Genomic DNA, 13,021 nt, shown 5'->3' on the forward strand with positions numbered 1-13,021 from the left:
ATCCTGTTGATCTAAAAACAAAAAAGCTCCCAAGGGAGCTTTTATTTTTTTGCTACTGTAAAGCTAAGGCGCTATTCGCTCAACACGCGTTACCCAGCCTTGTGGTGCGGCAACATAGCCTTTTTGTATATCCGTAAATAGCTTGTAAATTCGCTTAATGTTTGGACCCACAGTGCCATCGCCAACGGTGACGACTCTGCCATCTTCAAAAATATACGAATTTACTGGCGACACTACAGCAGCAGTACCAAAACCACCCGCCTCAATGATCTCACCAGACTCAATATCAGCAATAAACTTGTCTAACATGACCGTTTCTTGCCTTACTTTGCAGCCCAGCATATCCCCGAGTTCGAGAATAGATTGTGAGGTAATCGACTTTAAAATCGTATCGGTAAATTTTGGAATAATCACAGTACCATCTTTTAAAATATGGAAGTGATTCATCGCGCCAGCTTCTTCAATTTGCGTATTAGTCGAATCTAAATACAAAACTTGCGAAGCGCCATGTTCTACCGCAGCCTTGCCCGCCCGTAGTGACGCAGCATAATTACCAGCGGCTTTTGACGCGCCTGTACCACCAGACACTGCACGGTGATATTTAGTGCTAATTAACAAACGAATACCGTTATTAACACCAGACGAATAATAAGCGCCAGAGGGGCTTAACACGACGCAAAAGGTATATTGCTGGCTAGGGCTAACCGATAAACGGTCTTCGGTTGCAAATATAAACGGGCGAATATACAAACACGCCCCTTCTTGCAAAGGGAACCACAAACGATCAACATCAATCAGTGCATTAATCGCCTTAACTTGCATCGCTTCATCAATATTGGGAATACACACAATATCTGCAGAACGGTTCATGCGTTCAGCATTCTTATTGATGCGGAAGGTGTAAATTTCACCGTCCTCGTGCATAAAGGCTTTTGCGCCTTCAAAAATAGATTGGCCATAATGCAACGCCATTGCACCAGGCGCCATCTCAAACGGGCCGTAAGGGACTATGCGCGGATCGCACCATTGACCATCACGATAATCCATTAAAAACATGTGGTCAGTTCGAAGCTTACCAAAACCAACATCGCCTTCAGGCATAAACGGTTCTGTGCGGCGCTCTGACGCAGATTTTAAATTATATTTTATGTCCATTGCATACCACCTTAAAAACTGAGCTTGCAGACTATGGAGGCGAGAGATTAATGTCAAGTCGCAGCGCTAGATCCTAAATCAAAATACGTCAATTGAACGTAACAAGCATCGATATATTTATTCATATTGCAACAGACAAACTGTCAGTGCATCACGCTATGTTATCTGTAACGCCAAGTCATCCTGTTTATTGCACGATAGCAGCCACAATAGAGACTTCAACTAAATATTCTGGCTCTGCAATGGCGGCCTGTACACACGCTCTTGCAGGCGCATGCCCTGTCGGCACCCAATGGTCCCATACCAAATTCATAGCATCGTAATCGGCCATGTCTTTAAGGTAAATAGTGGCCGACAAAATATGCTCACGGCTCGAGCCAGCTTGAGCCAACAAAGCATCAACCTCTTCAAGCATGGTGATGGTTTGGGTAGTAATGTCGCTGTTTTTATCTTTTGCCACTTGGCCACACAAGTAAACCGTATTGTTATGGATCACAATACTGCTCATCCGAGCGCCTACATCGAGTCGAGTAAGTGTCATAAATGTCGTTTTATTGAGTAAGTCAGGCGATGAAAATAGCGCGATATTAGATAAAGCACAATATCGACTGATTTATTGAATATATTTTAGCCACTCAGTTTTAAAGGCTATTCCTATAGGGCTTGACACTGCTAGAATCGGGGTTCCATCCAGAAACGTATAGGACTCCCCATGAGCCTTGAATTATTGTCCCAACTGGAAACCAAAATCCAGGCGACTCTTGAAAATATTGAGCTACTAAAAATGGAGCTAGAAGAAGAGAAGCAAAAGAACCAAGCTTTAGTGCAACAGCAAGAAGCATTGACACAAAAAAACCAACAATTGCAGCAAGACCTCAACTCTTGGAGTGATAAGGTCAATGGCCTTGTTGGTTTATTGAATAGCGAAATGTAACTGAGACTGTTAAGTAGATTGTTGTGGCGTAGATTGCGCCTCAATCAATGCATTTAATTCGCTGATAGCCTGCCTTACTTTTGGCAGGCTTTTTTTTGTTTGTAAAAAACGTCCTTTATCAAATTCAAGTAAACCTAAATCTTTTACCCAAATCGCACCACTCAGAAAGATCCTAGCATGCTTAACAATTAACTTGGGCGCATAAACAGGGAACGTTCTCATAGGGTTTCCTCCTAGAGCAAATACACATAGCACAATGTAATTAACCTAAAGTCGCTATCTATAGCCATGCTTAAAGTGCATTGGTAACACGAGTCATTTACGCAGCACTTTTATTCACTATTTGTTCTAACGACTATGTCAGTAAACGACAAGACAACAACACTAAAAACGCTGATATTGATGCCTGCCTGAAAGTTGGACAACGGTTTTTTATAAGAGTTTCATTAAAATTTTCACTTTAAATCATCTGACAAATCACACAAAAACAACTTGCCAATATAATGCCACTTGCCAATTTTTTGACGCCATGCTAGTATTTTGGCGTTACTCAGGGTAAAAAAGAGTCATTTGACTCATCACCGTATTATCTTTTCATAGATATACGGTTTTTTTTTGCTTGGGTTTAGGGCAAAAAAAAGGAGCCAAAGGCTCCTTCTCATCAATAAGGCTTAATTAACCGTTACTTTTTATTCATCGTAGATAGGTAAAATGCGATATCGATTAGCTCGTCATAAGACTTGATTGAGCCAGTTTCGACACGGTACTTACCATTAACAACCAATGAAGGTACACCAGAAATTTTAGCGTTTTCAGTATCACGCTTCATTTTTGACATCTGTGCATTCACCATAAACGAGCTTGCCGCTGCGTCATAGGCTTTTGCCTCTACACCATTAGCAATAAACAATGCTCTTACATCATCTGCACGGGTAAACTGTTGGCGTTTGTCATGGATTGCACTAAACAAAGCAGGTTCAATCTTTTCTTCAACATTGAGTTGTTTAGCAATTGCAAAAGCGCGCGACATTTCTACACCCATTTCACGGCCAATAAACTCAACATGTGCTTGGTTAAAAGCAACACCTTCTGGAAGGTTAGCCTGAATTTTAGGGACTACCGTTTTAGCAAAGTTATAACAATGTGGGCAATAGAAAGAGAAAAACTCAGTAATTTCAGGCTTTGCAGACTCTGGACCTTCATTTATCACTGTGTAATGAACACCTTCTTTGTAATCTGCAGCCATCGCCGCCATTGGCGCAAGTAATAGTGCTGCGGCCATCAATAATGCTTTTTTCATCTCACTTCCTTTAAATAGGCAAAATAAACTAATAAACATACGCTGGGGCTATCATAGTCTAGCGTTAGCCTGAAACTCAATCGCTAGATGATTGTATTTGTAACTAAATACATTCTGATAGTTATTATGAATCAATGTTAATCAACAATTAAACTGGTTTAAACTTAATGGTGCATCATCGAGGGCGGCCAGTTGCTCTTTAAACGCCAAGGTTTGTTGCTCCCAATATTTGATATCTGCAAACCACGGAAAGTTCATTGGAAATGCCGGGTCTTGCCAACGTTTTGCTAGCCAGGCGTTGTAATGGATCATTCTAAACGCTCTTAACGGCTCAATTAACGCCAGTTGCCTTGTGTCAAAATCGCAAAATTCTTGATAGGCATCAATTAAGATATCCAGCTGCAATAGTTGCTGTGCTCTATCGCCGGTCAGCATCATCCAAATGTCTTGCACCGCAGGCCCTTGCCTTGCGTCGTCTAAATCCACAAAACCTGGGCCATCTGGTGTCCATAAAATATTACCCGGGTGCAAATCTCCGTGTAAGCGGATCGTGTCAAAGCTGTGTTGTTGCCAAATCTGTTTGGCTTTTACAAGCACTTGTTCTACCACTGTAAAAAAGGCGTTTTGCATGCTTTGATCAACAATGCCACTGCTGCGTAAATAGTGGTAAGCATCATCACCTAATATTTGGGGCGTTAAAGGTTCACGATGGGTAAAAGCTTGCTTACTGGCATACTGATGAATGCGGCCAATAAAACGCCCTACAGACTCTAATTGCTCTTCGTTATCTACTTCAAACGCGCGTCCACCTATCGATGGAAATAACGCAAATCGATAACCTTTAAACTCAAATAAGGTTTTTGCGTCAATGACCACAGGTACAGCAATAGGAATGTCTTCAGCCGCTAATGCCAATGCGTAATCGTGTTCTTCTTGTATTTGGGCATCACTCCAACGTTGTGGTCGATAAAACTTAACCACATAACGTTGCCCACGGTCGCAGCGGAACTGATACACGCGGTTTTCATAACTGTTTAATGCCAATAAACCGGTCTCAGGAAACACCCCAATACTTTCAATCGCATCTAAAATCAAATCGGGCGTTAATGCCTGAAAATGAAACGCCGCGCTGTTATCCATGTATGTCTTCTTCTGTTATGTGAATATAGGATTTAAGCAAGCCAGATAAAAAATGCAACACATCAACATCTTTTGCACTGTCTACTGACAACCAACAAATATCACCATAAAACTCATAGTGTAACCACACCGGACAACCTTCAAAATTCAGCAGCCATTGGTGTCTATCTGCGCCCCATTGGCGCTCACGGATGTCGCAATCTAATGCTGCCGCTAAAGGTTCGGCAAACCGTTCAAATTGCTCAAAATCAACTTCAGCTTGGATAACAATGCTCTTCGCTTCAGGATCAAATTTAGCAGACAATAATTTCATAACATCACTCAATAAAATGGCAATTAAACTGGGTTAACTACTGCAAGACATAACTAAGCCTTGGCCCCACTGCGGAGGACGTTTGGCAAAATCATTCATCTCGGGCTGTTCATCAAAAGGTCGAGTTAATAACTGCTGTAATTGTAAAAGCTTGCTATTGTCAGCTTTTTCTTCGATGTCGATAATCGCTTCCTGAGCAAGATAATTACGCAAAATGTATTTAGGGTTATGCTGGTTACGCTCATGCTGCCATGCAGCAACATCGCTAACCTGCCCAACACGACTCTGATAGGCTTGAAACCAGCTATCAAATTGGTGCACATCGAGCATGTCATCGCGTAGTAGACTGTGCTGGCTGCTAATGTCAATTGTGCCTATTTTGCGTAAGCTGTTGGTGTAATCGAGCTGGTTGTTTTCAAGCATGACGGTAAATTGGCTTATAAATGCTAAATCTTGTTTTTCTTGCTCGGCGTTATCTAAATCGCTGTCGGTACTTAAGCCTAATTTTTCTCGCATTAAGCTAACATAATGGTTCACCAAACTGGGTTGATAGGTATTCAATGCGGCAATTAAATCGTCCGATGCGATAATTGGGGGCAGCGCTTGTGCGAGGCGTTTTAGATTCCATAATCCAATACCGGGTTGCTGGCCAAAAGCATAACGGCCGTCATGATCAGAGTGATTGCAAATAAAGCTTTCTTTAAATGTGTCTAAAAATGCAAACGGCCCAAAGTCAAAGGTGTCGCCTACAATCGACATGTTGTCGGTGTTCATCACGCCATGGGCAAAACCTACTGCTTGCCAGTGGGCAATCATTTTTGCAGTTAATTGCACCACTTCAACAAACCATTGCTTATAGCCAGCGGCGTCGGTTGTTAAATGCGGAAAATGCTGGGTAATCGTAAAGTTAAGTAACTGGGTCAGTTTATCTGGTGCGCCCTTTTCGCTATAACAAAAGTATTCAAAGTGACCAAAGCGAATATGACTTTTCGCTAAACGCACTGTTATTGCTGCGGTTTCCTGGCTTTCACGCCACACGGGCAGATCAGATCCTATTACCGCTAAAGCACGAGTTGTTGGTACAGACAACGCCGCCAGTGCTTCAGACACTAAAAACTCACGCACGGCTGAGCGCATAACAGCCCGACCATCGCCATGACGAGAATACGGTGTGGGGCCGCCACCTTTTAGCGCCACATCCCACGCGCCATCAGGGCCAATGGCTTCGCCTAATATAATCGAGCGGCCATCGCCAAGCCTTGGAGTATAACCACCAAACTGATGACCACTGTAAACCTGGGCATAATAGCTCGCACCAGGCGCGGCGGCATTAGCAGATAACTGCATCAGTAATTCATGGTTTGGTTTGTCTAAACCAATCAGTTTAGCGGCAGCATCACTCCAGCCTAGCCAATGCGGATTGCTAATCCCCTGCGGATAAGCTTGCGAATAAAAGCCGTCTAATTGCTCAAAAAAGTCTTGTTTAAAGCGCATCTAACTCAGCCCCAGCAACCAAGCGTTGACACTGTAATTGCTGCTTATCGTCGACCTGACATGCTTGAGCACACACAAAGGCTTGCGCTGCCGGCATGGATGAACCTTGCAAGCGTAACATGCCGGTGCCTTTGGCCTGACATTGTGCTAAAGAATCGTAATAGCCACTAATAAAATCAGTATCTAGCATGTTGGTTGTAGCCATGGCTTTTTGGGCATTTACAGGATTATCTGCAACGTAAAATAGCGTCCACTCTGGTGTGCGCGTACACCCCATGGTTACACTTAACCCAATTGCTGCAAGCAGTAATTTACCTATTGTAGAAGTCATCTATTACCACCAAAATCTAAACTATGCTATCCATTAGCATCGATTACTTCATCACAGATGCTAAATACAAAAAAAGCGGACCTAGGTCCGCTTTCCTTTGTGGATATCATACCTGATATCCGTCACCCTGTATTAACTGAGTTAACCAGCTTTAGTTTTAGCCTTTTCTATTCGATTTATTCGGCCTTCAAACCCAGTCACAGTTCCGTCGGTTAGTTGGTACTCAAGCGCCTGTTGGCAAACATCAATGGCTTGGTCAAATTCGTTGGTATCGTTCAGTAGAGTCGATAACTGCATAAATGCCGGTGCTTTGATCTCTTGCGCGCTATCGTTGGCGACTTGCTGTTGATATACCAAACGAAATAAGTCTAGATACGCCGACTTAAGTGCAGCACCATATTGGCAATAGTCATGCTGTTTTCGCATTTTATAACAATGATTAATCACACCGGATAATGCATCATGCTGACTCTGAGGATCATTTGCGCCATTAGCAGACTCAACTAGCTGTTTAAAACTGTCGCTGGCCCAGTCGCCTTTGGTTGCTGGTAAGTTGAGTAAATGGCTTTGAGCAGTGTCGTGAGGTGTAGACTCTTCAACTAAAACGTTTGCCTCGTTTTCAGTGTTGAGGGTTTCAGGTTCAAGCAGTGGCGCGTTGGATTTATCATCTAAGGTGCTCACTGAGTCTATTTTTTCTGGGTCCTTTGCACTTTCAAAACGGCCTTCATCAAATTCAACGGGGTTATCTTGTTCAGGCTTTGTTTCGCTAGCCACCTTTGCGAGGTGTTCAACGTCAGCCTTAGCTTGTGTAGCAACTGAGGCCTCTGGGTCTTCAACATCAGATGGCGTTGTTGCCGAGGCCTTTACATTTGATGGCTTTGTTGTTGGAGTCTTTTTCTCTAACTCTTGCTTTGCCACGGTTTGAGTTCGCTTGTAAAGATACACAGCGACAGCAACCAATATGGCAATTAAAATGATCTTTACTAATGGCATTAGGTATCCACCTTGCTGATGATGCGCAAACACGCATGGGTTCGGTACTACTCACACTCAGGAGTTACAAGCGAAATCTACTGTGCTAAATAGAGCGTGATGTTTTTTTAATCACTCATCTTTATTATTTCAATCTGCGCTATAAAATCAAGTATTTATCTACTTTAAACACTAACAAGCTATCAATTTTAGCCAAATAGATGATCATTTAGCTCATTTTTGCGATCAATGACACACTCAAGCATGGTTTTGTGTACAAATTCATAATTAGCAAATGCGAATTTGTCAGCTTGCATGTTAGCCACATAAACTGTCTATACCAGACTGTTTTACTAAGGTATTTACGATGAGCGAAACCGAGTTACTCACAGGCAAATTACTGTATGAATTTCGCACCATTACAGCCATGGTTAATATTTACTGTAAAGCACATCATCCAATGAAACCATCACACGGTGTTTGTGAGCAGTGTCGAGAGTTTTTAAACTATGCCAACACTCGATTAGACCGTTGCCCGTATGGCCAAGACAAGCCAACCTGCAACAAATGCCCAGTACATTGCTATAAGCCTCATATGAAACAAAAAGCCCGTGAAATCATGATTTTTGCAGGGCCAAGAATGTTACTGCCACACCCAATCATGGCCATAAAGCATTTACTTGCCGAGCGTAAACCCGCACCTGGTTTACCACCTGAAGGCGCATCGAATCGCCATGAGCGCAAGCGGCAAATGTCGTGAACATGTTTTGCCGTTATTAATAACATGGCCACCTGTGCCGTTATTTGTTCAATCATTCCTTATGGTGTTTACAGTATTTGCCTTAAGCTAACCTTGGTATAATGCCGAACCGCATTAACAAGTGGCCACGCAGAATGCGACCCGCGATTGTTGATAAGTATAAACGTTAATTAACTCGCACCGTTTAAGTGGTATTGGTAATCTATAGCGATATACAATGACAATGATGTCAATGGGTTCGTTAATGAGGTGATTTATGCAAGGTTCAATCAACCTATTTTTTGCAAGCGTAGTGATGTTGTTTAGTGTCGTGTTTTCTGTACCCACTTTTGCTAATGAGAATGCTTATAACGAAGCCGTTGCTAACTTCAAAAAAGCCAGCGAGACCAGAGACTTTTTCAATTCAGCTTATGGTTACGCGATTTTCCCAACAGTTGCCAAAGGCGGCATTGGTATTGGTGCAGCTTACGGTAATGGACGTGTTTACCAAGGTGGAACTTACACGGGCGATTCTGCCCTGACTCAGTTATCCATCGGCTTTCAAATTGGTGGCCAGGCTTACAGCGAAATCATCTTTTTTAAAGATGCCAAAGCATACAATGAATTTACCAGCGGCAGTTTCGAGTTTAGCGCCCAGGCTTCTGCTGTAGCGATTAACCTAGGCGCCAATGCCCAAGTTGGCACTACCGGTAACTCAGCCGGCGCAGGCCAAGCAGGCAGTAACCATAACGCTGCGGCACAATACATTAACGGCATGGCTATTTTCACCGCCGCCAAAGGTGGTTTGATGTTTGAAGCCGCCTTGGCAGGACAATCGTTTACCTTTAATGCTAAGTAACTCGAGTTAGCTCAAATGAGTTCAAATGAGTTCAAATGAGTTCAAATGAGTTCGAGTTGTGCTCGTTGCTTAAAGTACATTCAGGCTGCCATTGGCAGCCTGAATTGTTTTGGGAAGAGTTATTCATCTTACTAATTGGTTTTATCACAAAGGTTTATTACTACATTCTTGAGGCCTCAACTCTAACGTCGTCCCAACTCTAAACGTCGTCCCACCTCTAAACGTCGCCCCAACTCTCACGTCGTCCCGGTAATGCTTTTGAGCCGGGACCCAGGTGTTTGTTTACTTTTGTGCTTTTTATGGCCTGCGGCCACACCAGATCAATAGTGGCTAATGTAAGTCGGTCAACTAGAGCTACTAATTCAAACAAAACTAGGGTGTTAGGTATCGATACTCAATGAAATCACTTCTATGACACGCGGTGAACCCATCCATGGGCGCTCTGCGAAAACGTCCATGTTTTCGAAGGTCATAGCCGCGATTACATCCCCGTATAGGTATCTTCGATGCAACCTTGTTTGTGTTTGTAATTTAAAGATCTAACGAAAAGCTCGATAACTACATTCTCGTCGCCCCACCCCTCACGTCGTCCCGGTAAGGCTTTTGAGCCGGGACCCAGGTGTTATGTTTACTTTTGTACTTTTTATGGCCTGCGACCACACCAGATCAATAGTGGCTAATGTAAGTCGGTCAACTAGAGCTACTAATTCAAACAAAACTAGGGTGTTAGGTATCGATACTCAATGAAATCACTTCTATGACACGCGGTGAACCCATCCATGGGCGCTCTGCGAAAACGTCCATGTTTTCGAAGGTCATAGCCGCGATTACATCCGCCGTATAGGTATCTTCGATGCAACCTTGTTTGTGTTTGTAATTTAAAGATCTAACGAAAAGCTCGATAACTACATTCTCGTCGCCCCACCCCTCACGTCGTCCCGGTAATGCTTTTGAGCCGGGACCCAGGTGTTATGTTTACTTTTGTACTTTTTATGGCCTGCGGCCACACCAGATCAATAGTGGCTAATGTAAGTAGGTCAACTAGAGCTATCTAATTCAAACAAACTAGGGTGTTAGGTATTGATACTCAATGAAATCACTTCTATGACACGCGGTGACCCCATCCCTGGGCGCTCTGCGAAAACGTCCATGTTTTCGAAGGTCATAGCCGCGATTACATCCGCCGTATGGGTATCTTCGATGCAACCTTATTTGTTATTTAAAGATTTAACGCATTTCTGGATCAAGCTTGATAACTATCTTCTTGTCAAAAACAATGCCACCCATGTTTTATAAAAGTAACTTAACTCTTTTTTATGACTTTGGCGAGGGTTACGATCGATGTTAACAACTAATCAATTTTTATCGATATGGCTAAAATATTATCGTTAAATGAGTGATTTATGGTCATCTAAGAAATTTAGCACAGCAGAAAATCTTGATATCTATCAAGTGTTAGGTGAATTGTAATTTGATTGGGGATGATGACTTAAGCGCACAACCAGCGCTGACAATTTGCAGCGCCTTGTCGTCGTTTTCGGTCTAAATGCTCACAGTATTCAGTTAATGCGGGTAATGCTCCGACAGCACCTTTAAATAATGTACCAAATTCTGTGGTGATTTTAAGCCAATTATCTGCGGGGATGTTGAGCCTATTCAGTATGTCCTGGCTGCTTGAGCTAATGGCGCCATGCTTATCATCTCGAATTATCCGACCGGTATCTTCAACTAAGACGATGTAGTCTTTCACGCTGAACATGAGCCCGTTAGGCATATTTAAGCGCTCATTACCCACAAACGGTAATAACTCAGGTGGTTGCTCGCCTTTCATTGCTGAATTGATACGTCTTTGAATACTGGTGTAATCTGAGGTTTCAGGGGTTGCAGCCATTTTGGCTCTGACTGGGTTTAAATCCACATAAGCCATACAGGCTAAAACTGCGGCTTCATCAAGCAGAGCTTGAGACTTAAAGCGACCTTCCCAAAAGCGACCTGTGCACTTATCTTCTTTATTGGCCATTCTGGCGATGGGCTCACTGAGTGAGCGCATAAACCAACTGATATCAATTAAGCGTTTACGGTATTCGGTAATGCATTCATTAACCGTTTGAAGTTCAAACTGGTTAAGGTCTTCCTCTTTTAGGAACTTGTGCGTGAGTAACGTACCTTTAAAGCCCTTGTGCCATTGAATGAGCACTTCTTTATCTGACCACTTTTTTGCTTTGTCAGCATCAACTTTTATAACCACATGTAAGTGATTGCTCATCACGGCATAAGCACAGATATCAATGGCAAAGATGGTCGCTAACTCAAGAATGCGGGAATCGACCCACTCGCGCCGATGCTCAAAGTTCTCACCTGTTGAATTATCAATTCCACAAAGAAATGCCTTACGCACCACACGAGAACAGCAGTGGTAGTAAGGTGTATCTTCCAGGCTAACGATTGTCTGTCTTGGTCTGGCCATCTTTAATTACCGTTTGGAAAGGGTAAATAAAGCGTAGTTCAGCGTTCATTATTTCGCCAACTATTGTGGGTGGCCATGTAAATATTGTAACTCTGTCAATAAAGAGAGAGTTATTGTTTAACAAGGCTTTGGCATGTTCACAAGCCGCTATTTTTTCTTGTTCAAGACTCATAGTTTCAAAAGCGTATAACGCCCAACTTTGGGGCACAAATACATGGGCTAAAATAACGAGCGAAGCGAGGGAGCCCATGTGTTTGTGTCCCAGCGAACGCAGTGAGCGCCAACAGTTGTTTATTAGGCTCAGTTGAATCTGGCCTCGACGTTTAAAATTGCTGTTTCCGCTGTTGCAGGTAATAGCAAAAGCCATGTTTTTTCATACTCTTTGAGCTTTTGAACGACCTCTTGAGAGAAGTATCGACCGTTTACATCGAAACCTAATTTGTAAACTACGTACGCGGTTTCATCTTTTAATGTCGTAGAAATGATTTCAAAATCAGAATTTTTCAACATTGAAATTAGCTCTGGAGCTTGAGCTGCAACTCCATCATTAAGCCTTTGAAATGCTTCTTCATTTGAAATTGCCATGTACTCAGAAAAGTTGTTGAGTGAAAGTAGTGGCAACAATTCATTTTTTGCTTGTTCAGCTTTCGGTCCCTGAAGAGCATTATCAAAAGAAGCTCTAAACCTTTCCAGTGCGAGTGGGTGAATAAGAGAAGCCATTTGTTTAGTGTCGTAGACTCGCATTGCATCAATATAAGATGCCATAACATTATTAATATCAGTTTCGCCATCTGCAAATGTGTTCGCAGAGAATAAAAGGATAAAAGCAAGAAAATACCATTTAAAAAATTTGTTCATCAAATCCTCAATGCTTCTGAGCCTAACGCCTGCCACAACGGCTTGGGTGAGATGGCGGCTTTTGTGCGTCTTTTTGCACAAAAGGTGACAGCTTACCCAAGTCCGCTTGCTGGCACTTGTTATATGCTTTTAAGTTCCGAGTCATACCAAACATCTTCATAGTCTCCTGCGACTAAAAACCTATAGCCTGGAGGTAATGATAGATATTGTTCTACCTCGGGCAAATATTCTTTGATGTGGCTTACATGGAGAGGTTTAAAGAACTCTGTATCTTCAGACATTTCTTCACCGCACCAAACGTACCAACCACAAGTTCCATTTTCTGGAGGGTGGCGTAAACCATTAATTGGCAATTTACCGATTGTCTCGATTGCAATACCCAACTTTTCACTGCTTCTACTTGGAATAGGTATCACATCAAACTTTTTACATACATCCTTTTGAATTTGCACGAGCCCC

At 42.7% G+C, this 13,021-nt stretch carries 15 protein-coding genes; 3 read left to right on the plus strand and 12 right to left on the minus strand.

Annotation, left to right across the window (positions count from 1 at the left end; translation table 11 throughout):
- Positions 1–63 precede the first annotated feature (63 nt).
- Positions 64–1,155 carry a branched-chain amino acid aminotransferase gene (locus IEW93_RS00140; protein ID WP_188735648.1) on the minus strand — a complete coding sequence of 364 codons (1,092 nt, stop codon included), beginning with the start codon at positions 1,153–1,155 and terminating at the stop codon, positions 64–66.
- Between the two features lie 187 nt (positions 1,156–1,342).
- Positions 1,343–1,696: a RidA family protein gene (locus tag IEW93_RS00145; protein WP_188735650.1), complete on the minus strand. Its 354-nt coding sequence runs from the start codon at positions 1,694–1,696 to the stop codon at positions 1,343–1,345.
- 171 nt (positions 1,697–1,867) lie between these two features.
- Between IEW93_RS00145 and IEW93_RS00150 the strand changes: the two genes are divergently transcribed.
- The gene (locus IEW93_RS00150; protein ID WP_188735652.1) at positions 1,868–2,089 is read left to right on the plus strand and encodes a cell division protein ZapB; all 222 of its coding nucleotides are present in this window, start codon (positions 1,868–1,870) and stop codon (positions 2,087–2,089) included.
- Positions 2,090–2,098: 9 nt separating this feature from the next.
- Here the strand turns inward: IEW93_RS00150 and IEW93_RS00155 are convergent, their stop codons facing one another.
- The 7 genes from IEW93_RS00155 to IEW93_RS00185 form a co-directional block, all read right to left on the minus strand.
- Complete coding sequence (locus tag IEW93_RS00155) at positions 2,099–2,311, minus strand: DUF1107 domain-containing protein (protein ID WP_188735654.1); 213 nt, start codon at positions 2,309–2,311, stop codon at positions 2,099–2,101.
- Positions 2,312–2,771: 460 nt separating this feature from the next.
- Entirely contained in the window at positions 2,772–3,389 is a 618-nt protein-coding gene (locus IEW93_RS00160) for a thiol:disulfide interchange protein DsbA/DsbL (protein ID WP_188735656.1), read from the minus strand.
- A gap of 141 nt (positions 3,390–3,530) precedes the next feature.
- Complete coding sequence (locus IEW93_RS00165; protein WP_188735658.1) at positions 3,531–4,529, minus strand: serine/threonine protein kinase; 999 nt, start codon at positions 4,527–4,529, stop codon at positions 3,531–3,533.
- Positions 4,522–4,842 (minus strand): DUF3630 family protein, encoded by a 321-nt coding sequence (locus IEW93_RS00170; RefSeq protein WP_188735660.1) that lies wholly within the window; start codon positions 4,840–4,842, stop codon positions 4,522–4,524. The genes IEW93_RS00165 and IEW93_RS00170 overlap by 8 nt, the downstream gene beginning before the upstream one ends.
- A gap of 33 nt (positions 4,843–4,875) precedes the next feature.
- Entirely contained in the window at positions 4,876–6,336 is a 1,461-nt protein-coding gene (locus IEW93_RS00175; RefSeq protein WP_188735663.1) for a protein adenylyltransferase SelO, read from the minus strand.
- Positions 6,326–6,667: a hypothetical protein gene (locus IEW93_RS00180; RefSeq protein ID WP_223418845.1), complete on the minus strand. Its 342-nt coding sequence runs from the start codon at positions 6,665–6,667 to the stop codon at positions 6,326–6,328. The genes IEW93_RS00175 and IEW93_RS00180 overlap by 11 nt, the downstream gene beginning before the upstream one ends.
- 141 nt (positions 6,668–6,808) lie before the next feature.
- Entirely contained in the window at positions 6,809–7,660 is an 852-nt protein-coding gene (locus tag IEW93_RS00185) for a hypothetical protein (protein ID WP_188735665.1), read from the minus strand.
- 346 nt (positions 7,661–8,006) lie between these two features.
- Between IEW93_RS00185 and IEW93_RS00190 the strand changes: the two genes are divergently transcribed.
- Together IEW93_RS00190 and IEW93_RS00195 are read left to right on the plus strand one after the other, a co-directional pair.
- A complete protein-coding gene (locus IEW93_RS00190; RefSeq protein ID WP_188735667.1) occupies positions 8,007–8,399 on the plus strand; it encodes a nitrous oxide-stimulated promoter family protein in 393 nt (130 codons plus the stop codon).
- 295 nt (positions 8,400–8,694) lie between these two features.
- Complete coding sequence (locus IEW93_RS00195) at positions 8,695–9,237, plus strand: YSC84-related protein (RefSeq protein ID WP_373284844.1); 543 nt, start codon at positions 8,695–8,697, stop codon at positions 9,235–9,237.
- Positions 9,238–10,726: 1,489 nt separating this feature from the next.
- On the opposite strand, the gene IEW93_RS00200 is transcribed toward IEW93_RS00195, so the two are convergent.
- The 3 genes from IEW93_RS00200 to IEW93_RS00210 all read right to left on the minus strand — a co-directional run bounded on the left by IEW93_RS00200 (position 10,727) and on the right by IEW93_RS00210 (position 13,014).
- The gene (locus IEW93_RS00200; RefSeq protein ID WP_188735671.1) at positions 10,727–11,704 is read right to left on the minus strand and encodes a transposase; all 978 of its coding nucleotides are present in this window, start codon (positions 11,702–11,704) and stop codon (positions 10,727–10,729) included.
- 300 nt (positions 11,705–12,004) lie between these two features.
- A complete protein-coding gene (locus IEW93_RS00205) occupies positions 12,005–12,562 on the minus strand; it encodes a hypothetical protein (RefSeq protein WP_188735673.1) in 558 nt (185 codons plus the stop codon).
- Positions 12,563–12,681: 119 nt separating this feature from the next.
- Positions 12,682–13,014: an immunity protein Imm33 domain-containing protein gene (locus IEW93_RS00210; RefSeq protein WP_188735675.1), complete on the minus strand. Its 333-nt coding sequence runs from the start codon at positions 13,012–13,014 to the stop codon at positions 12,682–12,684.
- Between the last annotated feature and the right edge of the window lie 7 nt (positions 13,015–13,021).

It is taken from the genome of Shewanella inventionis, from assembly GCF_014641855.1.
Taxonomy (GTDB): domain Bacteria; phylum Pseudomonadota; class Gammaproteobacteria; order Enterobacterales; family Shewanellaceae; genus Shewanella; species Shewanella inventionis.